Origin of the sequence: Nonomuraea africana (assembly GCF_014873535.1) — a bacterium.
GTDB lineage: Bacteria > Actinomycetota > Actinomycetes > Streptosporangiales > Streptosporangiaceae > Nonomuraea > Nonomuraea africana.
The window spans coordinates 2,947,294-2,966,412 of record NZ_JADBEF010000001.1 but is presented as its reverse complement, the minus strand read 5'-3'; the positions used below and the strand labels follow the sequence as shown (position 1 = coordinate 2,966,412).

Annotated in this window: 17 protein-coding genes and 1 pseudogene; 11 read left to right on the top strand and 7 right to left on the bottom strand. The window is 69.4% G+C overall.

The window, feature by feature from the left end:
• Positions 1-169 precede the first annotated feature (169 nt).
• Positions 170-775, bottom strand: coding sequence for a radical SAM protein (locus H4W81_RS13995; RefSeq protein WP_192775201.1), 606 nt, complete (start codon positions 773-775; stop codon positions 170-172).
• A gap of 391 nt (positions 776-1,166) precedes the next feature.
• On the opposite strand from H4W81_RS13995, the gene H4W81_RS13990 reads away from it, so the two are divergent.
• On the top strand, positions 1,167-3,251 hold the full coding sequence (locus H4W81_RS13990; protein WP_192775200.1) for a prolyl oligopeptidase family serine peptidase: 2,085 nt from the start codon (positions 1,167-1,169) through the stop codon (positions 3,249-3,251).
• Between the two features lie 416 nt (positions 3,252-3,667).
• Here the strand turns inward: H4W81_RS13990 and H4W81_RS13980 are convergent.
• Both H4W81_RS13980 and H4W81_RS13975 read right to left on the bottom strand, forming a co-directional pair.
• Positions 3,668-3,859, bottom strand: a pseudogene (locus H4W81_RS13980) (Tn3 family transposase); the annotation flags it as partial.
• A 114-nt stretch (positions 3,860-3,973) separates the two neighbouring features.
• Positions 3,974-4,270, bottom strand: coding sequence for a hypothetical protein (locus H4W81_RS13975; protein WP_192775198.1), 297 nt, complete (start codon positions 4,268-4,270; stop codon positions 3,974-3,976).
• Positions 4,271-4,726: 456 nt separating this feature from the next.
• Between H4W81_RS13975 and H4W81_RS13970 the strand changes: the two genes are divergently transcribed.
• Positions 4,727-5,566, top strand: coding sequence for an SDR family NAD(P)-dependent oxidoreductase (locus tag H4W81_RS13970; RefSeq protein WP_192775197.1), 840 nt, complete (start codon positions 4,727-4,729; stop codon positions 5,564-5,566).
• A gap of 85 nt (positions 5,567-5,651) precedes the next feature.
• On the opposite strand, the gene H4W81_RS13965 is transcribed toward H4W81_RS13970, so the two are convergent.
• Together H4W81_RS13965 and H4W81_RS13960 are read right to left on the bottom strand one after the other, a co-directional pair.
• On the bottom strand, positions 5,652-6,377 hold the full coding sequence (locus tag H4W81_RS13965) for a hypothetical protein (protein WP_192775196.1): 726 nt from the start codon (positions 6,375-6,377) through the stop codon (positions 5,652-5,654).
• 307 nt (positions 6,378-6,684) lie between these two features.
• Positions 6,685-7,710 carry a hypothetical protein gene (locus H4W81_RS13960; RefSeq protein WP_192775195.1) on the bottom strand — a complete coding sequence of 342 codons (1,026 nt, stop codon included), beginning with the start codon at positions 7,708-7,710 and terminating at the stop codon, positions 6,685-6,687.
• A gap of 477 nt (positions 7,711-8,187) precedes the next feature.
• Between H4W81_RS13960 and H4W81_RS13950 the strand changes: the two genes are divergently transcribed.
• Entirely contained in the window at positions 8,188-9,543 is a 1,356-nt protein-coding gene (locus H4W81_RS13950; RefSeq protein WP_192775194.1) for a hypothetical protein, read from the top strand.
• Here H4W81_RS13950 and H4W81_RS13945 read toward each other — a convergent pair.
• Positions 9,473-10,150 carry a GAP family protein gene (locus H4W81_RS13945; protein ID WP_192775193.1) on the bottom strand — a complete coding sequence of 226 codons (678 nt, stop codon included), beginning with the start codon at positions 10,148-10,150 and terminating at the stop codon, positions 9,473-9,475. The two genes, H4W81_RS13950 and H4W81_RS13945, sit on opposite strands and share 71 nt — an antisense overlap.
• A gap of 509 nt (positions 10,151-10,659) precedes the next feature.
• On the opposite strand from H4W81_RS13945, the gene H4W81_RS13940 reads away from it, so the two are divergent.
• The 6 genes from H4W81_RS13940 (at position 10,660) to H4W81_RS13915 (ending at position 16,113) form a co-directional block, all read left to right on the top strand.
• Entirely contained in the window at positions 10,660-11,748 is a 1,089-nt protein-coding gene (locus tag H4W81_RS13940) for a catalase family protein (protein ID WP_318781729.1), read from the top strand.
• Positions 11,749-11,781: 33 nt separating this feature from the next.
• Complete coding sequence (locus H4W81_RS13935; RefSeq protein WP_192775191.1) at positions 11,782-13,173, top strand: Dyp-type peroxidase; 1,392 nt, start codon at positions 11,782-11,784, stop codon at positions 13,171-13,173.
• Between the two features lie 88 nt (positions 13,174-13,261).
• Positions 13,262-13,741 carry a hypothetical protein gene (locus tag H4W81_RS13930; protein ID WP_192775190.1) on the top strand — a complete coding sequence of 160 codons (480 nt, stop codon included), beginning with the start codon at positions 13,262-13,264 and terminating at the stop codon, positions 13,739-13,741.
• A 53-nt stretch (positions 13,742-13,794) separates the two neighbouring features.
• On the top strand, positions 13,795-14,277 hold the full coding sequence (locus H4W81_RS13925) for a hypothetical protein (RefSeq protein ID WP_192775189.1): 483 nt from the start codon (positions 13,795-13,797) through the stop codon (positions 14,275-14,277).
• Positions 14,278-14,612: 335 nt separating this feature from the next.
• Entirely contained in the window at positions 14,613-15,911 is a 1,299-nt protein-coding gene (locus H4W81_RS13920; RefSeq protein ID WP_318781728.1) for an ATP-binding protein, read from the top strand.
• 31 nt (positions 15,912-15,942) lie between these two features.
• The gene (locus H4W81_RS13915; protein WP_192775187.1) at positions 15,943-16,113 is read left to right on the top strand and encodes a hypothetical protein; all 171 of its coding nucleotides are present in this window, start codon (positions 15,943-15,945) and stop codon (positions 16,111-16,113) included.
• Between the two features lie 298 nt (positions 16,114-16,411).
• Here H4W81_RS13915 and H4W81_RS13910 read toward each other — a convergent pair whose 3' ends face one another.
• A complete protein-coding gene (locus H4W81_RS13910) occupies positions 16,412-17,131 on the bottom strand; it encodes a hypothetical protein (protein WP_192775186.1) in 720 nt (239 codons plus the stop codon).
• A 27-nt stretch (positions 17,132-17,158) separates the two neighbouring features.
• Between H4W81_RS13910 and H4W81_RS13905 the strand changes: the two genes are divergently transcribed.
• Both H4W81_RS13905 and H4W81_RS13900 read left to right on the top strand, forming a co-directional pair.
• Complete coding sequence (locus H4W81_RS13905) at positions 17,159-17,596, top strand: hypothetical protein (RefSeq protein WP_192775185.1); 438 nt, start codon at positions 17,159-17,161, stop codon at positions 17,594-17,596.
• 221 nt (positions 17,597-17,817) lie between these two features.
• The gene (locus H4W81_RS13900; RefSeq protein ID WP_192775184.1) at positions 17,818-19,071 is read left to right on the top strand and encodes a coiled-coil domain-containing protein; all 1,254 of its coding nucleotides are present in this window, start codon (positions 17,818-17,820) and stop codon (positions 19,069-19,071) included.
• The last annotated feature ends 48 nt before the right edge of the window (positions 19,072-19,119 follow it).

The following is a 19,119-nucleotide window of genomic DNA, read 5'->3' as shown; positions in this document are numbered from 1 at the left end:
CAGCTGGAGACGGTCGCTTTCTGCGGGGGTCAGGCGCATCGCGGTCCTCCTCGGTGCGGCACGGCGGGCCGGCGGAGTGGCTATTCGCCGATGACGACGCCGCAGGCCTTGGCATGGGCGCGGATCGTCGCGCGGGTTTTGGCGAGGTCGTCGAAGGACACCTCGGGCATCAGCGCGGTGGCGTAGTCGCGCATGGCGTTCTCCGGGGGATGACGGCCTGCCCGCGCCAGCGCTGGGCGATCGTGGTGAGGACCGGGGCGTCGGCGATGCTCAGGCCCAGCCGGGAGGCGGCGGCCTGCGCGGCGGCGGGGTCGGTGAGGTAGGTGTAGTCGCGGGCGCCGGGCTGGGGGGAGAGCACCTCGACGTCGACCGCGGAGAAGACACCGCGGGTGCCGCCCTCGGAGATCAGCGCGAGGATCCGTTGCAGGTTCTCTTCCAGCAGGGCCTGGGTCATGCCGATGTGGCCGACGACGAAGCCGGCCCGGATGAGCAGGCCGTGGTCGCGGGCGACGGTGATGGCCGTCGCGTTCTTCTCATACAGCCGCTCGGCTTCGGCCAGGATGTCGCGCCGGCGGCCGCCGACGGGTTTGTTCATCGCCGCCAGCGACAGGGGCGCACCAGCGTCCATGCCGATCATGATCTGGCGTACGCCGAGGCGGGTGAGGAGCGCGGTGCGCCTCGGGTCGGCGATGCCGTCGGCGCGCCCGTAGCCGACCAGCACGGGCCGGTCGGTGTCTGGCAGAGCGGTCCACCAGGCGGGCTGGGTGGCGTTCATGGCGGTGAGGAGCTTGGCGAAGGTCAGGGGCAGTTCGTCGGCGGTCAGGTAGAGGTAGTCGTAGCCGGCCCACCGTGGTCACGCCTGAACTGCTGCGGGCGGCCCGGGACCTGCTGCCCAACCCCGAACACTCCATCACCTCGATCGCGCGCCTGCTCGGCGTGAGCCCCGGCACGCTCTACAACCACATCCCGGACCTGCGCGAGCTGCGAGCCAGCCGACCGGCGGCACTGGAAGGGGGCAGACCAAGTACGCCGCAAAGGGTTAATAGGGCTAGTCAGAGGCCGTGACTGTTGCTTACTCGGCATGGCCCATCAGGCGAGCCCGGTGGAGGGGTGCGTGATCCAATGTCCGATAAGTCACCGGATCTCCGGCATATGATCATGCGCATATGAGCGACATCACCGAACCCCCGATCGCCCGGGTGGACGTCGTGCGCGAGACCCTCCACGGCATCACACTCGAGGACCCCTACCGGTGGATGGAAGCCGAAGGCGAGGCGTTCCACCACTGGCTGGACGGCCAGGCCAGGCACGCCCGCGAGCACCTGGACGCCCTGCCGCACCGCCCCGGCCTGCTGACCCGGATCCGCGAACTGGGCAGCGCGCTCACGCAGTACTTCGGCCTCGCGATGGCAGCCGACAAGGTCTTCGCCCTGGTACGCGAGCCGGACGCCCGCGTGCCGGTGCTGACGGTGACCGAGGCCGACGGAGCGCGCAGGGTCCTGTTCGACCCCGGCACGGTGCCCGGCGACGGGCACCACGCCATCGACTGGTACGTCCCCTCCCCCGACGGCCGCCACGTTGCCTGCGCCGTCTCCGCCTCCGGGTCGGAGGACGGCTCCATCCACGTGATCGACACCGACTCCGGCGCCCTGCGGGAGACGATCCCGCCCACGACGCGTTTCGCCTTCCTGAGCTGGCTGGAAGACAGCCGGTCGTTCGTCTATCACCGCTACGCGGAGCAGCACCTGTTGGACAGCCGCTCCTTCCTGCACCAGCTGGGCGCCGACCCGGCGCAGGACACGGTGGTGCTGGCCCGCGGCCTCAACCCCCACATCGAGCTGACCCCGCGCGACCGGCCTTTCCTGGTGGTGCCGCCGCACGGCGAGTGGATGCTGGCGATCATCTCCCACGGCGCGCTCAGCCCCTGGCCCTGGACCAGCGAGCAGCTGAGCGACTGCACGATATACGTGGCGCCGCGCGCCGGGCTGGCCGACCCGGACGCCTGCCCGTGGCGGAAGGTCGCGGGCGCAGCCGACGGCGTGACCGCCTTCGCCACCAGCCACGACACCCTCTACCTGGTCTCCCATCGAGACGCGCCGCGCTCGCGCGTGCTGGCCGTTCCGCTTGCCGCACCCGATCTGTCCCAAGCCCGGGTGGTCGTGCCCGCGGGTGAGCGGGCAGTGGAGACGGTGCGGGTGGTGGGCGACCGGCTGCTGGTGCGCGATCTCGACGGTGGCGTCAGCCGGGTACGGCACGTGCCCCTGTCCGGCGGCGAGCCCGCCGACCTCCCGATGCCGGTGGACGGCGCCATCCTGGAGTGGACCACCCACCCCGAGCGGCCCGAAGCCCTGCTCCTGGTGGCCGGCTGGACCGACGCGCCACGGCTCTACCGCTACGACGGCCACTCCCTCCAGGACACCGGGCTGGCGCCCCGCTCACCGGTGGACTTCGGCGACGTGCACGCCCGCACCCTGCACGCGCCCGCGCAGGACGGGACGCTGATCCCGCTCACCGTCATCCACCACAAGGACCTGGAGCTGGACGGCGACAACCCGGCAGTGCTCACCGGCTACGGCTCCCACGGGTTCATCGACCTGCCGGAGTTCCATCCCGAGATGCTCGCCTGGTACGAGCGCGGCGGCGTCTACGCCGTCGCACACCTGCGCGGCGGCGGCACCTACGGCCGCGAATGGCACGAGGCCGGGCGCGGCGAGCGCAAGGAGGCCACCATCACGGACTTCATCGACTGCGCCGAGCATCTCATCGCCCTCGGCTACACCCGTCCGGGACGGCTGGCCGCCGAGGGCGCCAGCAGCGGCGGCATCCCCACCGGCGGCGCGCTGGTGCGCCGCCCCGATCTGTGGGCGGCCATGGCGATGCACGTGCCGACGGTGAACGCCACGCGCAACGAGTTCACCGAAAGCGGGCCGATCAACGTGCCCGAGTTCGGCAGCGTCACCACCGAGGAGGGCCTGCGTGCCCTGCTGATCATCGACGCCTACCTGCGGGTTCACGACGGCGTGCCGTACCCGGCGGTGCTGCTGACCACCGGCCTGCGCGACGCGCGGGTGCCGCCATGGCAGCCGGCGAAGCTGGCCGCCCGCCTGCAGGCGGCCACGGCCTCCGGCCGACCGGTGCTGATGCGCGTCGAGGAGCACGGCTGGCACGGCGCTGGCTCCACCCGAGACCAGGAGCAGGCACTGCTCGCCGATGTGCTGGCCTTCATCCTGCACGCGTCCGACGGGTCATGATGACGACAGACATGTCGGGCACGGCACACGCACGCGCCCTCAGCCACGTCACGGCCCGGTCGATCCCGGCCTGCGTGTGACGCTCAACCTCCATCCCGACCGCCCGGTGGGCGAGCTGGCGGTCCTCGACAGGCTGGCAAGGACGGCGTCTACCTGTCCCAGTTCGTCACCGGGACCGGCCACGGGGGGCCTGACCGCCCATCCCGGCGGGGACCGGTGGCTCGGGGAGGGCCGCATCTTCGGCGGTGCCTACGACGAGGCGCCCGCGCGACAAGGTTGAGCAGGCCGTCACCGCGTGGGTGGCGGCGCGCCGTCACGACGTCGTCTACCGCGGCAAAGCCGTCAAAGGGTCGTGGTGGCGGGCGCTCGGGCGGCGGCCGGGCGGTGACGAGAGCCAGGAGGACCAGAAGCTGCATTCAGGCGACGCCGGACAGGTCCAGACGCTTGTCCATGTCGAGGTGGAAGCGGCCGTAGGGGTTGATGTGCGACCAGAACAGCGGCGATAGACCGCGCCGGTCCTCTGCCGTGAGCCGCTCGGCCCAGGCCGGGTCGGCCAGCACCGCCTGCAGCAGCAGGGTGTTGACGTAGACCAGGCAGGACCGCAGCAGCCGGGCGCCGGCCCGAGTGGGGGACCTACGACAGGTTGATCAACGAGTGCGGAGTGTCATCAACTGGGCGAACGTGGCTTGATGCGGCGGCGGTACGCCTGCAGGGCTCGTCCGCTACTGGATGACCTCATAGATCTCCTTGTAGCCGGATTTTGCGTTGTTGTTCATGGTGTCGATCATTGCCTGCGTGTTCTCGTCTGGATTCACAAAGGCCTGGCGCTCCATGGCGAAGTATTGGTCCAGACTGTCGAACTCCCATTGACAGACGACCGTATCCATAGGGCCCGCATAATCCACGTAGATTCGCAGATTCGTGTACCCCGCCTCTTCAAACGCACTGGTGAGGGTCTTGAACGCTGCCACGATCTCCGGCGCCTTCCCACGTTCAGCTTGGAAGACCTCGCGCATCATGTACATAGTCTGGCTTCACTTTCGCGCCTGCGCAGTAATTAATCGATCAGTCTCACCCTAGATCACCTAGCGCGCCCCACGGCGGAGACACGCTGGCGGAGACGGACCGTCAAACGCGGCCTGATGCGTCACCAGCTCCGCCTGCTACCAAGCGAGCCGCCCGCCTGCGAATGCCCGAAACTCACGCACCAGCGGGTCCTTCTCATATGCAAGGAGCTGCGCCCTCCGCTCCCGCACTTAGCGGCGAGTTCGCGCCGACCGTAGCTCGGCCACAGTTGCCACCACATCGATTCCCTGCTCCAGCCTCGATCTACGGCCTCCAGCAGGCGCATCGCGTTCCTCCGCCATTTTCACAGTAACCGAGCGGGGGCCGGAAAACATCGGCCCGCAGGCCGATGTCGCGCGGCTGTCGGCTCCCTAACCTGTGACCCTGACCCGGCGCGATGGGGAGGGAACATGCACGACCTGGAGAACAAGGTCGCCGTCATCACCGGCGCGGCGAGCGGTATCGGCCGCGGAATGGCCGAGACGTTCGCCGACGCGGGGATGCGCGTGGTGCTGAGCGACGTGGAGGAGGCCGCGCTCCATTCCACGACGGCCGATCTCCGTGAGAGTGGCGCGGACGTCCACGCCGTCGTGACCGACGTGTCGAAGGCGGAGGACGTCACCTCGCTCGCCGAATCGACGCTCAAGAAGTACGGCGCCGTACACGTGCTGTGCAACAACGCGGGCGTCCACACCGGCAGCAGGCCGAGCTGGGAGAGCACGCTCGACGACTGGCACTGGATCCTCGGGGTGAACCTGATGGGCGTCGTCCACGGCATCCGCGCCTTCCTGCCGACCATGATCGAGCAGGACGAGGACGCGCACATCGTCAACACCGCGTCGATGGCGGGTCTGATCACGGGTGGCTCGCTGTACGGCGCGACAAAGTCGGCCGTCGTCTCACTGTCGGAGACCGTTCATCTCGAACTCGTCGGCGGCGGTCTCAAGCCGCGAATCTCCCTGCTGTGCCCCGGCCTGGTCGACACGAACATCTTCCATTCCCAGCGCAATCGGCCGGCCCGTTTTCCCGACGCGGGCCCGACTCCGGCCGGCTGGTCAGTCGACGCCGCCCGGCAGGCGTTCAAGCTCGGCCTCAGCCCGCGAACCGTCGGCGAGCGGGTGTTGCAGGCCATTCGCGAGGAGCGCTTCTACGTCCTGACGCATCCGGAATGGACGGAGCACGTCGAGCATCGAATGACGCAGATCCTGAACGGCGACGACCCGACGCAATTGCCTCCACCGGGTGCGTGATCAGTGGGGTCTCGCGGCTCGCCAGCGACCTCGGAGGGCCGCCGCCACGACCTCCTCGCACGGCCGCGGCCCGCGCCGCGGGCGGTCACGGCCTGGAGACCGGGTCCGGCCGAGACACGGCCAGAACCGGCCGCGAGCCGATCATGTTCGTAATCTCGGAAGGGGACGGGAGCCTCTCCGAGGCCCTGGGATGCGGAATCTCGGAAGTCCAACCTGGAGATGACTTCTGACATCGGCTGATCTCGGAAGTGGAGGCCAGGCTCAGCCGTACCGGCGACTCGCCATTCACCAGGTCAAGCCACGGCCAGCATGGAGTTGTTACCTGGGCACCCTCGATCGACTCCGGCAGTGCGGTAGTAGATTTCAGACGGGCGGCCGACTGGTCGTGACCGCCCGTCGGGGTCCCAGTAGCAATGGACCTGAATCCAAGGGTGTTGCTGCTGACCTGCGGGAACTCTTTGAGAAAACGATCATGGGACGGCGGGCCCAGGTTCCATCCACGCAGGTCAGACCCATATCCGGGATTAGTGTCACATCCGTTGACACTGTAGGTCCGACCAGGCCAGTCTTGCCCGATGGCGAAGTCTGAGGGTGTGGCGTGGCGGTAGGCGAAGTCCAGCGTGGCGGCCCAGCGCTCCACATCGGTGCCGGGCTGCGGGGACAGGTTCAGCTCATCGCAGATGCGGGGCCGGGCCCGCTCCCACTCGGCGCCGGTCAGCAGCCCGGCGGTGGGGTCGCCCCACTTGCGCAGGCCCGGCACGAACACCTCATGGCGGCGCAGCGACTCCCGCAGCCGCTCGACGGCCGCCACGGTGTAGGCGCTCTTGTTGAAGGTGCCCGCCAGCTCGCCGCGCTTGGGGAAGACCCGCCGGTGCCAGGCGGAGCCTGCCGGCAGCAGCAGGTGATGAACTGCAGTCCGACAAGTATGTGTGCACGTTGTCGGCTCCGTCCGGTCAACCCAACTTTGGCGGATTCCCGTGGTCAGCAACCCTGGAGATCGACCGTCGCGCTGTTGTCCCTTTACGTGCGTGCGAGCGGCGCTAGCGGTCGGGCTGACGTAACGCCCTCCCGATCACCCACGCTGGCGCCGGGCCCGCTCTCCTCGAACGGCCTCAGCCTCAGACACCGCCGACGTCCGCCACAAACTCTCGCAAGGGCCGGTAGCTGTCGGACCAGGAGTTCTCCTCTTCGAGCAGCCGCCTGCCCAGCAGAACAGTCAGCGCCCGACCCCTCTCGTAACGCTCGTCGCTCCACACGCGTAGCCGCCCCAGCGCGCCCTGAACGATGTCGAAGTCGCCCGGGAACAGGTGCAACCCGATCTTGGTGAGCGACGGCTCGCTGTACTTGGTGAAGAACGCCGCGTTCTCGAAGAAGTCCCGCGTGAAGTACAGCTCACTCATGCCGCTGGCCTCCATCAGGTTGTCGACCACGTCGAGCACGAACGTCCCAGCCAGCAGTTCACCGATCCGGACGCCGACCCAGGGCACCAGCCCCTCCGGGCCCGTTCCGCGCGGGTGGGACCGCCAGAACGCGTCGCTCAGCACGTTCCCGGCCTCCTCCAGCTCGGTTCGCGCGATGAGGATGTGGCCCAGCAGGTGCCCGGCATACGCGGCGATCATGTCGTTGTCCGACCTCAGCGCCCGCGTCAGCGGCTCCTCCGCCGCCACCAGATCGCCGCTGACGATCAGCAGATTGCCGGTCAGGACGGTGGCGAGTTCCTCGTCCGCCTCCGCGTAGAGCGCCCGTGCTGCCTCCGCCTCCCCGGTGAGCTGCGCGGTGACCCCGCGTAGCAGCGAGCGCCCGTCCTCCTTCGGCTCCAGCTCCGCGATCAGCACCCCAGCCAGCGGCCCCAGCCACGGGTCCTCGCCCGCTGCCACCTGCTCCAACGACTCCCAGCAGTGCAGGCCCGCGCCGAGTTCGATCCCCGCCAGCGCCGCCGCCGCGTGCCCGGCCACGGCTGTGCGACCCTTCCCGGCGATCTCCCGCAATGCGTTCATCGCGTCGTTCAGGTCTCCGTTCCGGTACGCCTCCAACCCTGGCCCGACCTCCGCCGGCACCGGCTCGACCGGATCCAAGGGAAGCAGCGCGGGAAGCTCCAACTCCTTCAGCGGGTACAGGGTCCGCGTTTTGTCGTTCGCATCCATCCCGGGGCGTTTCCTTCCTGACGGGAGCATTGCCCCCACACTCTCTCACCAAGATCAGACAATTTCTGCCCGCAACGACGATCCCCTCCCCGCCCGTACCCCCCAGTGCCCGACCCCGGCCGTACGACGACGCACGACTGACATCAAGTCCGCGCGCGCCATTGACGTTGAGTCCGCGTTTCCACCGACAAAAGACCCCGCGTTCAACACGCGCGGGGCAGGTTCCGACAACAAACCCTGAACACCGACACCCGCGCCAACAAGAAGACTCGAACGCCGACACGTTCAGCTGGAAAGGACATCACTCGATCATCTTGGCCACATCTCCGCGGACTGGCCACCCGCTTGGCCAGATCTCCCTGAAATCGGCCATATCAGCAACGACCTGACATTGAGCAGCAAACCGAGCAGGCGTGGTGCCTGACCCTGCTGACCAACTCGGTGGTCGCCTGGACGACCGAATATTATTCTAGGGCGGTGCTGGAGCTGCGTTCCCAGGGCCTCCCCCCGGTCGCCCAGCCGCTGCTGGATGCGATCGGCGGGATCGATGTTCGCGCCTCGCGCCTGCCCGCAGCCGCTCTGCGAGAGGCCGCCGCGCAGGTGCGGGTGAACCGCCACCAGATCGACACGGTGATCCTCCGAGTGCGACACGATCGCGCCGCCGCCGCGCGCGAAGCGGGCTATCGAGACGTGTCCGTGCTCCTGGAGGACTGGCAACGGGAGGAGCGAGAGGCCGAGCAGGCTTTCACCAGTCAGGTCTGGGCCGCGCTGGAGGATCCGGCCCTGGCCGACCGTACGGCCCAACTGGTGGTGCGCCTAGCGATCCGGGCACATCTGGCACCCTTGGGAGACCTGCTGCTGCGCTTGTCGGAATGGCCACAGGCGGCATTGGCCTGGTACTGCCCGCCGGAGGGCTACCACCGAGAAGACGACGATGACCGCGGTATCCCGGTCGCGCTGGCCTGGCGCCACATACGAACCGCGCCGCAGCCGTTGCAGGCTCGGGTCCTGCGCCTCCCGCTCCGCCCCGACCAGCGCGCCGCCGCCGAACCGTTCTTCATCTTCAGCGCCGCCACGCCCACACCCCCGGCTGCATTGTGCCGCTATCAGTGGACGGTGGGCTGGGAAGTCGATGGCGCCTTCGCCCGCTACGGAAGGAGTACCGAACCCACCCTGGCCGCCGCGCGATTCGGCGCGGCCACCGTGATCGCCGAAATGCTGCTCCACCCCAAGGTCATCCGCCTGCCAATCAGCGGGCGCCTGCTCATTCCCCGCACTGCGGCCGACCCCCTGGACGCGGAGGCACGCGTCATCGACCGGGAGGCCGGGCGCACAGTGACGCAGCCCGCGAAGGCGCCAGCGGCCACGATGACCGATGTGTGCTGCGGGGAGAAGGAATCCCGCAGCCGCTGCCGGACCCGATGCTCGTCGAACCGTCCCAGCCGCTCCAGGTCCGGGCGCATCACCGTTGCTCGCAGTTCCGCGATCGCCTCGACATCCGCCGGCTCTGCGGAGCGCAGCGCCCATTCCATGGGACGGCCCGACTCGATTCCCGGCGGCGCCTGGCGCGGCCGTATCCGGTCCGTCCTCGCACTCGTATCCATGGTCGGAGTATCTCAATGGCCCGCTGGTACGCAGCAAGATCGTTTACCGACCGGGCCCGCAGAGCCCATGACCGGGCCCCATCGCGGGTGCGCACAGCAACGCCTCCACCTGCCCAGGGCGGAACGGGTCACGTCCAAGAGGACGGGAGGCCGCGAGCTCACGAGACGAGAATGCCGATGCCGTCCCCGAGCAGCTTCAGCCCGAGCACGGCGAACAGCACCGCCATGATGGCGATGTTGTGCCGGGCGGCCCAGCCCCTCCAGTTGCCGAGCATGGCCTTGGCCCGTTCTCCCGTGATCAGGAAGACTCCCAGGGGCACCAGGAGCCCCAGGGACGCGATGATCACGAACAGCGCCAGCGTCGCGACCTTCTGCGCGTCAGGAATCGCGGTCGCGCTGATCGAGGCGCCCGCGGCGATGGTCAGCGGGGCGTTCTTGAGATTGGCCGCCGACAGCATCACCCCGAGTCCGAGAACCTTCGCCGGCGAGAAGCGGTCGATCGCGGCCATCCATTTCGGCAGTTCCGCCTCCTCTCCCGCAGGAGGTCGCCGGTGCCACTGCCGCGCGCCGAGCAGGACGAGCAGCACGCCGAGCCCGAGCTTGAGCCCGCCCACCCAGGCGGCGGGCTTCGACGGGGTCGAATCGGCGGCGGGCCCGCCGATCGCCAGCATCACCGCGCCCAGCGCGAAGAGCCCGACGACCCATCCCAAGGTGAACAGCAGTCCGTTGAGACGTCCGCTCGGCGTACCCAGGATGATGATGATGGCGATGATCGGGAGCGGGCTGATCGCCACCCCGGCCGCGAGTCCCAGCACATCACCGAGGGCTGTCCCCATGGCGTCCTCCAACGACGATCAGAGACGATCTCGCTGACCAGGCGCTCGAAAATCAGACTCGCGCGCTCGAAGCACGTCGCGCCGGTGACCAAGGCACCCGGGAGCCCTCCCACCCCCATCATGGCACCTGGACGGCGCCCGACCGTCTGGCTCTCCTCGGCGGGCAGTCGGGGGAGGGTCAAGGAAACGCGGTCGACGGCGGGCATGCTTCAGGAATGGTCGCTGACTGCGCCATAGGTGCGGGCGTCAACTTCCGGGGGCATGCTGACCGGCCTAAACTCTGGTGCTAGTCCTGTACGGCAGCCGCCAGAGACGACTGAGAGAGCGGCACCAGGGCGTGGCGAGCGGCCCAGCACGCGTGGCCGTCGCCTGCTTGTTGACCTCGTGAATCCTGTGTGCGCGCTCTCGGCGGCCGGTTCGCGGACATGCCGTCGTACGGCACGGCTCGCAGACCGCAGAAGGAAACGGTCGAGCTCATGTCATCACGGTTCATTCCTTACACGCCCGATGTGGAAGCCATCGATCCCGACTTCGACAAGAAGTTGCAGACGGTGATCGGCAAGACCGAGCAGTTCATCGCGGCATCAGTCACGTCCGAAGGCACGGGCTTCGCCGTTCGCGACGCGCACGCCAAGGGATACGGGCTGGTGAGGGGCGAGGTCGAGATTCTCGACCGGCTCCCCGCCGAGTACGCGCAGGGCATCTACGCCACACCGGGCAAGCACGACGCGCTGGTGCGCTTCTCCAACGGTTCGCCGCACGCCGGAGCCGACGCGCGGCTGGGACGGGCGACCGGCCTGGCGCTGAAGATGTTCGACATCGACGGCCCGACCCTGCTGGAGGACGAACCCGGCTCCCGCACGTTCGACTACCTGTTGATCAACGCGCCGATCTTCTTCTGCAACACCGTGGATCACTACCTGTTCATCCAGGAGCTGTTCCTCGACGCGCCGCGGTACTTCGCTGAGGGCGCACCCGGTCGCCACCGCTTCTACCGCGAGTTCGTCACCGGGAAGGGGACGCTGGAGGAGGACGAATGGGCGTGGGAGGAGTTTCTGGCCTTCCTCAAGGTGCAGCAGCGGGCATTGGTCAACGTGCTGTTGTCGACGTACTTCACGATGGGCGCGGTACGGCACGGCGACTACATCGCCAAGGTGCGTCTCGCCCCTGACCCCGCCTGCGCCGCCGCGGTGATCCACCGCGACATCGATGTCACGTCGGCCGAGGAGGTGTTCCGGCCGGCTCTGGTAGCAGAGCTGAGGGACCGGCCGTACGCGTTCGACGTCCAGGTCCAGCTCTGCGCCGACCTGGACCGCATGCCCGTCAACGATCTCACCGTCGAGTGGCCCGAGAAGCTGTCGCCGTTCGTCACGGTGGCCAGGCTCGCCTTCCCGCAGCAGGACATCTCGGATGGGGAGACCCTCGCGAAAATGGACGCGCTGTCCTTCACCCCATGGCGGGTGCCGGCCGCGCACGCGCCCCTCGGCGAGATGATGCGAGCGCGCAAGGAGGTCTACCGCCGCTCCTCCATCCAGCGGCACCGGCTCAATGCCCAAGAACGCCAGGAGCCCCGCAGCGCTGACGAGGTGCTGCAGTAGAAGACGGACTTCACCGATACGCGAGGCGGTGCGATGACGGACAACAGCGAGCGCAAGGCCCAGATCCTGGAGCTGGCGGACATCCAGGGCACCCTGCTGAGGCAGCGCCCGTGGCCGTACACGGGCGCCTACTTCCTGCTGCGCATCGACGACGCGGCCGACGGCAGGAAGATGGTGCGGCAGCTGGCGCCGCAGGTGGCCTCGGCCGAGCGATGGTGGGACCCGCCCAACCGCGCGTGGTTCAGCGTCGCGTTGAGCCACGCGGGTCTGCGCGCCCTCGGCGTACCGCAGGCCTCACTGGACAGCTTTCCTCCGGAGTTCCGCGAGGGGATGGCCGCACGTGCGGCGCGGCTCGGCGATGTCGGCGAGAGCAACCCCGAGCACTGGGACCCGCCGCTGGGCACCAGTGACGTGCACGTCGCGCTGTCGGTGTTCGCGCCGGACGACGCCGGGCTGCAGTCCGTGCTGGACGGCGCCCGCGAGGCGCTGAACGGCCTGCCCGGGGTCTCGGTGATCTACCGGCTGGACGCCCACCAGCTGCCCACCGGCCGCACCCACCTGGGGTTCGTGGACGGCATCGGCGAGCCCGACATCGAAGGCGCCGGGGTGGCCAGCATCCTCCAGACGCAGGCGGGTGGCGACCACTACGGCTACCTACCGGGGTTCGGCCCCACCATCAAGGCCGGCGAGTTCCTCCTCGGCTACGTCAACGAGCTCGGACGGGTCGGGCCGATGCCCCAACCCGACATTCTCGGCCGTAATGGCACCTATGTGGCCTTCCGTAAGCTGCACATGCGGGTGGCCGCCTTCCGCCGGTATCTGAAGGACAACGCCTCCTCGCCGGAGGAGGAGGAGCTTCTCGCGGCGAAGATGGTCGGCCGCTGGCGCAGCGGGGCGCCTCTCGTGCTGGCCCCCGAGCACGACGACCCCGACCTCGCGGCGGATCCGCAGCGGGCCAACGACTTCGCCTACCGGCAGGAGGATCCCCGCGGTCTGCGCTGCCCGCTCGGCTCCCACATCCGCCGCATGAACCCGCGCGACGACCTGTCGGACACGTTCGTGGACGTCAAGCTGCACCGCGCCCTGCGCCGCGGTGCCACCTACGGGCCCATGCTCCCGGAAGGGCAACTGGAGGACGACGGCGCCGATCGCGGCATCGTGTTCATCTTCATGGGCACCGACCTGGTGCGGCAGTTCGAGTTCATCAAGACCCAGTGGGCCAACGACGGCGACTTCGTCGGACTCGGCACCGAGAAGGACCCCGTCATCGGCGACAACGACGCCACCGGGACCTTCACGATCCCCCGGCAGCCCATCCGCCGGCGGCTGCGGGAACTTCCCCGCTTCGCGGTCACCAAGGGGGGTGAATACCTGTTCATGCCCGGGATCCGGGCGCTGAACTGGCTCGCCGAACTCGACGCGTGAGCCGCCGCTCAGGCGACAGCGCGCCGACGGCTCGTGTCGCCGTACGCCTCGGAGCGTAAGGCTCACCCGGCCCAGAAGGGAAACGATCATGTCCGCGAACACAGAAAAGCCGAGCCGCCCGGGCCTGAAGTTCGGGCGGACGAACGAGTTCACCCTCTTCTTCACGGTCAAGCCGGGCCACGGTGAGCAGATCGGCGAGCTCTTCCGACGCCCGGGATTCAAGGAACAAGCGAGGGAGATCAGCAAGCGCATCGGCACCCTGCACGACGCACGGTGGGTGCTCTTCGACGACGACACCCGGCTCATGTTCGCCACTAACTTCGACGGCGACTGGGACGCCTACATCGACGACTTCGCCGCCCAAATCCCGGACCTCTTCGACGAGATCCTGACGCACACGGAAGACTATCCCGGCATTCGTGACCCCAACATCAAGGACTTCGTCGTCGCGCACCAGGCAACGGCGTGCTCGTACTTCCGTGCGATCCCGGACGCGACGGTGAAGGACCTCCAGAAGGCCGTGCGCGTGCAGGAGGCGTTCCAGCGCCTCCTCGACGAAGCGAGCTGATCAACAACCTAAGCGTTCCCCCGTTGGCTCATCGGCCGCAGAAAGGGAGAGCCATGACGATCTCGAACACCCCACAGCCGAGCCGCCCGGGCTTGAAGTCCGGCCGGACGAACGAGTTCACCCTCTTCTTCAACGTCAAGCCCGGCCACGGACAGCAGATCCGGGAGATCTTCCAGCAGCCGGGATTCGAGGAGAAAAGGAAGGAGATGAGCAGCCGCATCGGCACCCTGCACGACGCGCGGTGGGTGCTGTTCGACGACGACACGCGGCTGCTGTTCGCCACGAACTTTGACGGCGACTGGGACGCCTACATCGACGACTTCGCCGCCCAGATTCCCGACGTCTTCGACGCCATCCTGCAGCACACCGAGGACTACCCGGGCATCCACGACCCCAACATCAAGGACGCCATCGTCGCTCATCAGGAGACGGCGTGCTCGTACTTCCGCACGATCCCGGACGCGACGGTGAAGGACCTCCAGAAGGCCGTGCGCGTGCAGGAAGCGTTCCAGCGCCTCCTCGACGAGGCCACCTGATCGGCTCCCGACGTGGACCTCGAACCACCTTCTGCATGGCCTCCGGCACACTGGCGCCCATGGATCGGGGCTGTGCGGACCGGGCGATGGGCCGGGCGGCGACACGTGCGCCACGGCACAGGCTCGCAGGTCACTTACGGAAGTAGGCGCGGGCCGAAGGGAGCACCAGGAGGATGATGACGGCCAGCGAGACCAGAGGCGTGAAGATGAGGCGGCCGTCGGACACGGTGAGCAGCCACGCGGGGTAGACGCTCTCGCTCGCGTCGAGGACCGCCTGCGCGTTCGCCCCCGGGCCGAGGATGGACTGGAGGTACTGCGCCTTGGACAGCTGGCTGGTGAGGACGAAGACGTCGAGGGCGAGGAAGAGCGGCTGGACGATCAGGGTCAGGATCCGGCCGGCGCGCTTTTTCGACGCGGAACTGCGGCTGGGCAGGCATGCCGAGATTCTGGCCGATCTCGGAGCGGCAGGCGCCGAACACCCGCTGAGCGAGCGGCTGGCCGAGCTGCGGATGCGCGCGCTGTCGGCGGCGGGACGCCAGGCCGACGCGCTGGCGGTCTATGAGGAGATCCGAGGCAGGCTGGGCGAGGAGCTCGGTGTCGATCCATCGGCCGAGTTGCAGGAGGTCCTTCTGGCCCTGCCCCGCGGCGAGCTGGAGCGGCCCTCGGCGCAGCCCGAGGCCGCACCGAGCCGGCTCCCCGCGCGGCTGACCAGTTTCGTCGGCCGTGACGGCGAGCTGGACCAGCTCGCCGCGCTGATGAGCGGCTCCAGGCTGGTCACCATCGTCGGCCCCGGTGGCGCGGGCAAGACCAGGCTGTCGCTGGAGGCGGCGAGCAGGGATCGGGCGCATCAGCGTGGCCGGGTGTGGTTCGTGTCGCTGGCAGGCGTGGCCGCACCCGATCAGCTGGCCGACGCGGTGCTGGGCGCGCTCAGCACCGCCGACGGCCGTCTCTACGACGGAGGGCAGTTGCAGCGGGCCACACCGGTCGACCGGATGGCCGAGCTGCTCGACGTCGGCGATGCGGTGCTGCTGCTGGACAACTGCGAGCATCTGGTCGAAGCGGCCGCGGAGCTGGCCGAGCAGCTGCTCGAGCGGCTGCCGCAGCTGAGGATCCTGGCCACCAGCAGGGAACCCCTGGCGATCATCGGGGAGGCGCTGTGCCATCTCGGCCCGCTTGAGGTGCCGGCGGGGTCGCCGGATCTCGCCAAGGCGGCCGCGGCGGCCGCGGTGCGCCTGTTCGGCGACCGGGCCGCCGATGTCCGGCCTGGCTTCGCGCTCGACGATTCCACGGTGGGCGACGTGGTGGAGATCTGCTGGCGGCTGGACGGGCTGCCGCTGGCGTTGGAGCTGGCCGCGGCCAGGCTGCGCTCGATGAGCGTGGAGCAGATCGCGCGGCGGCTGGCCATGATGAACGCGCACCGGTCTGAGCAGGACTACGGCACCCACGAAGCCGAATCATGGGCCATGCGCCCCCACCTCACCGCCGCGGGAGAGCTCGGCAGCATCGTCGGGCTCCTCCTTGATCACCTGTCCCTGCCACTGCCCGAGCAGCGACTTCCTGTGTTCCCAGGCCGTCGTGCTGACCCCGCTGGTCACCACCTACCTGTCCGGGCTCGGGGACGCTGGCCCCGGTGAGCGGCTACTGGCCGAACGGCACGCGGCAGCGATGCGCATCGTATTGGCCGCCCGAGACGACGGTGTCGCCGACCAACTCGCTCGCGAGCTGCCCACCCCGCCAGAAGGGTTCTCCTACCACGAGTTGATGAGCATCACCGCGCTGGAATCCTGGCTCTGCCAACCAGCAGAAGCCGACGATGACCCTCTCCCCGGCATATGACCCGCGCGCCGCGGCCGGTGTGTGCGGCAAATGCCGGCAGCGGCCAGGTGCCTGGCCCGAGCCCGTCCTTCTGCTGGGGATTGCCTGCGGTGCCGTGCGCTGCGTCGCCGGGAGAGCCACTGTGTCTGTCCTCGCATCGAGGGGGAGATACAGGGCACGGTCTTTCCCGGGTCAGATTCCCCACCTGATCCCGGCGTCCGCCGCGATCAGAGAACCCCGCTGCGCGCATGCGGAGCAAGGTCAGGCGCAGCGTGCCCGCGCCGCTTCGGGGAGCTCAGGCGCAGAACGTCGCCACCCTTCAGCCGCCCGTCACCGAGGCGGGAGTGATCCAGTCGATGATGACGGTGCGTCGGACGCCGGCATCGAGCATGGCCTGGCTCTTGTGCTGACCATTGACGTAGGAGTTCCGCCGGGCACCCGCCAGGACCTGGAGCTCGATACCATCGGCCGGACAGACCAGGGCGGCCAGCGCCTGCAACTCCCAGCCGTGCATCCCCTCGGCCTGGGCCTCCTGCCGCACGTAGTCGGCGATGTCGTCAGCCGCCACGCCCTCATCGCGGGCCTGCCGGATCAGCCGGATGGCGGTGGCACAGACGCGAGACCAGTCTCCTCTGTGATACCAGCAGCAGTCTCGGTTGCGACGCTCTGGTCGCAACTGCCGCTGGATCCGGCGCCACCACGTGATCCCTTCGGGCATGCACTGCGGTGCTCGAAACGGGTGAGGCCGCGGGAGCCGAACGGTCCAGTAGACGCGGTAGCGGGGTTCGGCGACCGGCTCCGGCGGGTGCGGCACGTACTGCTCTCCACGTTCCGGGTCGACGTCCATGCCGACGAGCCGCCGCAGCCGCTCGTGGCTGATGCCTGCCCACTCGGGGTGGCTGAGTGTGAAGGGCTGAGCCTGGGTGAACGTGACCAGGATGTAGCGCGCGGCTCGGTCGCCGAGCAGCTGGCACTCTGTTGTGCCGTTGCCGTCTTCCCCCGTCCACACGTCGGTGTGCCGAGGTCGCGCACGGGTCATGGGACCGTCTGCGCGGAAAGGCCGGCCATGCCCAAGGACCATGCACGCAAGCACGCCGCCCGGCGGCGCCAGCGCGCCACCGGCGGCTCCTACACCTCCGCCGCCGCAGGAACCCTGCACTCCCACCCCGTCCCGGATCTGCGGTTCCTCGCCGACCTGCCCTTCCACGCCGGGGAGAAGGTAGACCTGAAGCGGGCCGCCCTGCTCGTCGGCGCCTGCCGGGCGGGCTGTTCGACCTGCCAAGGCGCGCTGATCCCGATGCTGCTGGCTGATGAGCGCGCCCCGGCCACGGTGGCGCTGCTGGCCGGGGCAGCGTACGCTCCCTGGCTGGCCACCAGCCTGCCCGCGGCCAGCTCCACCACCCGAGCCTGGGTGCCGCTGCAAGCGCGTACTTCTTGGCGTCGCGGGCGGAGCGGCCGCCACCGGCGGCGATCCGGTCCCACAGCACGGCCTCCCTCTCCCTGATCTCGGCCATCACGTGCGGCGGCGGCCCCATGAACTCATCCCTGACCGCGGCGGCGCGGTCGGTCAGCGTCATCAGCTCCGCGAGAGGCTCCACCCCCAGCGGCCCGCGTCATAGCTGCGGGAACTGCGGTTCTCGCAAGTTTCATCGCATCCTCGTAACACAACGGATCTCATTTTCTTATTTTCAATTTCCAGAAAATAAAAAATGCTAGGCTGCCGACGTGACAGCGGAGACGACGGTCGTGACGCCGTGTGCGCACTGCGGGGCGCCGATCGAGCAGCGCAAGGGCAGAGGCCGGCCACGGGCCTACTGCGCGGACACCGACTGCCAGGCCGCCGCCAAGCGGGAGCGCGAGCTGCGCAGGGCGACGCCCGGGCTGGAGGGGTCGCTGGCCAGGGCCGAGCAGCTGTACGAGCGCATGGAGACGGGTCTGGCCGCCGCGATCGAACCGCTGGCCAGGGCGCTGGCCCAGGAGCTGAGCCCCGCGGGGGTGGAGGCCAAGCTCAGCGCGGTCCAGGCCGAGGCGCACACGCGGGTGGCGATCGCCCGCACCGAGCGCGAGCAGGCCTTCGAGCAGGTACGGCTGGCCCGCGAGGCGGCCGAGCACGCGCGCAAACAGACCGCCGAGATGCGCCAGGTGGCGGAAGAAGCGCAGGCCGACAGGGACACCGCGCTGCGCGACGCGGAGACCGCGCGTGAGCAGGCCCTGGCGGCGCTGCGCGAGGCGGCCACCACCGAGCGGCTGGCCAAGCAGGCGGCAGCGGCGGCCGAACGCCGGGCTGACATGGCCGAACAGGCGCGGGACCAGGCGGTCAGGGAGCTGTCCGAGCGCGTCGAGGCGGCCGAGGCGCGGGCGGAGGAGGCCCGGGCGCAAGCCGTACAGGCTGAGGAACGGGCACGGGAGCGGGTGGCGCAGGCCCGCGAGGAGGCCGAGCGGGCGGCCGCGGAGGCCGCGCATGCCGTACGGCAGGCGCGGAAGGAGGCCGATCGGACGGTCACGTCCGCGCTGGAGGAGCGGGACGCGGCCAGGGCCGGGGCGGCGCAGGCGGGTGAGGCGCGGGAGCGGGCGGAGCGCGAGGTGGCCGCGGCGCAGGCACGGGCCACGGCGGCGGAGGCGGAGCGGGACCGGGCGCTCGAGCGGGCCGAGGCGGCAGAGGCGCGCGCGGCGCAGGCCGGACAGGCGGGCGCGCGGCTGGCCGCCGAGGCCGAGGCACGGGTGGCGGCCGCCGAACGGGAGCGGGACCGAGCGGCGGCGCGGGTGCGGGAGCTCGAGGAACGAGCGGCGGCGGAGCCGGCGCTGGCGGAGGAACGGGACCGGTTGCGGCTGGAGTCACAGCTCGACCGGGCGCGGTTGGAAGATCTTCGGGCCGAACTGGAGGCGTCAAGGGCGGAGGCGGCTCGGCTACGGGAGCGCGCGGTGGCGGCCGAGCTGCGAGCGGGATCCGGGGGCGAGGAACGCAGGAACAGCCATTAGCGGTGAGAATGATCTTGCCGCCCCGGGCACGCACCCGGGAGTCCGTGA

Excerpts from the sequence above, each read along its gene's own strand:
- H4W81_RS13990 (WP_192775200.1), top strand. The coding sequence starts at position 1,167 with ATGAGCGACATCACCGAACCCCCGATCGCCCGGGTGGACGTCGTGCGC.
- H4W81_RS13975 (WP_192775198.1), bottom strand. The coding sequence starts at position 4,270 with ATGATGCGCGAGGTCTTCCAAGCTGAACGTGGGAAGGCGCCGGAGATC.
- H4W81_RS13910 (WP_192775186.1), bottom strand. The coding sequence starts at position 17,131 with ATGACCCGTGCGCGACCTCGGCACACCGACGTGTGGACGGGGGAAGAC.
- H4W81_RS13925 (WP_192775189.1), top strand. The coding sequence starts at position 13,795 with ATGACGATCTCGAACACCCCACAGCCGAGCCGCCCGGGCTTGAAGTCC.
- H4W81_RS13970 (WP_192775197.1), top strand. The coding sequence starts at position 4,727 with ATGCACGACCTGGAGAACAAGGTCGCCGTCATCACCGGCGCGGCGAGC.
- H4W81_RS13945 (WP_192775193.1), bottom strand. The coding sequence starts at position 10,150 with ATGGGGACAGCCCTCGGTGATGTGCTGGGACTCGCGGCCGGGGTGGCG.
- H4W81_RS13930 (WP_192775190.1), top strand. The coding sequence starts at position 13,262 with ATGTCCGCGAACACAGAAAAGCCGAGCCGCCCGGGCCTGAAGTTCGGG.
- H4W81_RS13935 (WP_192775191.1), top strand. The coding sequence starts at position 11,782 with ATGACGGACAACAGCGAGCGCAAGGCCCAGATCCTGGAGCTGGCGGAC.
- H4W81_RS13995 (WP_192775201.1), bottom strand. The coding sequence starts at position 775 with ATGAACGCCACCCAGCCCGCCTGGTGGACCGCTCTGCCAGACACCGAC.
- H4W81_RS13960 (WP_192775195.1), bottom strand. The coding sequence starts at position 7,710 with ATGGATGCGAACGACAAAACGCGGACCCTGTACCCGCTGAAGGAGTTG.
- H4W81_RS13915 (WP_192775187.1), top strand. The coding sequence starts at position 15,943 with ATGCGCATCGTATTGGCCGCCCGAGACGACGGTGTCGCCGACCAACTC.
- H4W81_RS13905 (WP_192775185.1), top strand. The coding sequence starts at position 17,159 with ATGCCCAAGGACCATGCACGCAAGCACGCCGCCCGGCGGCGCCAGCGC.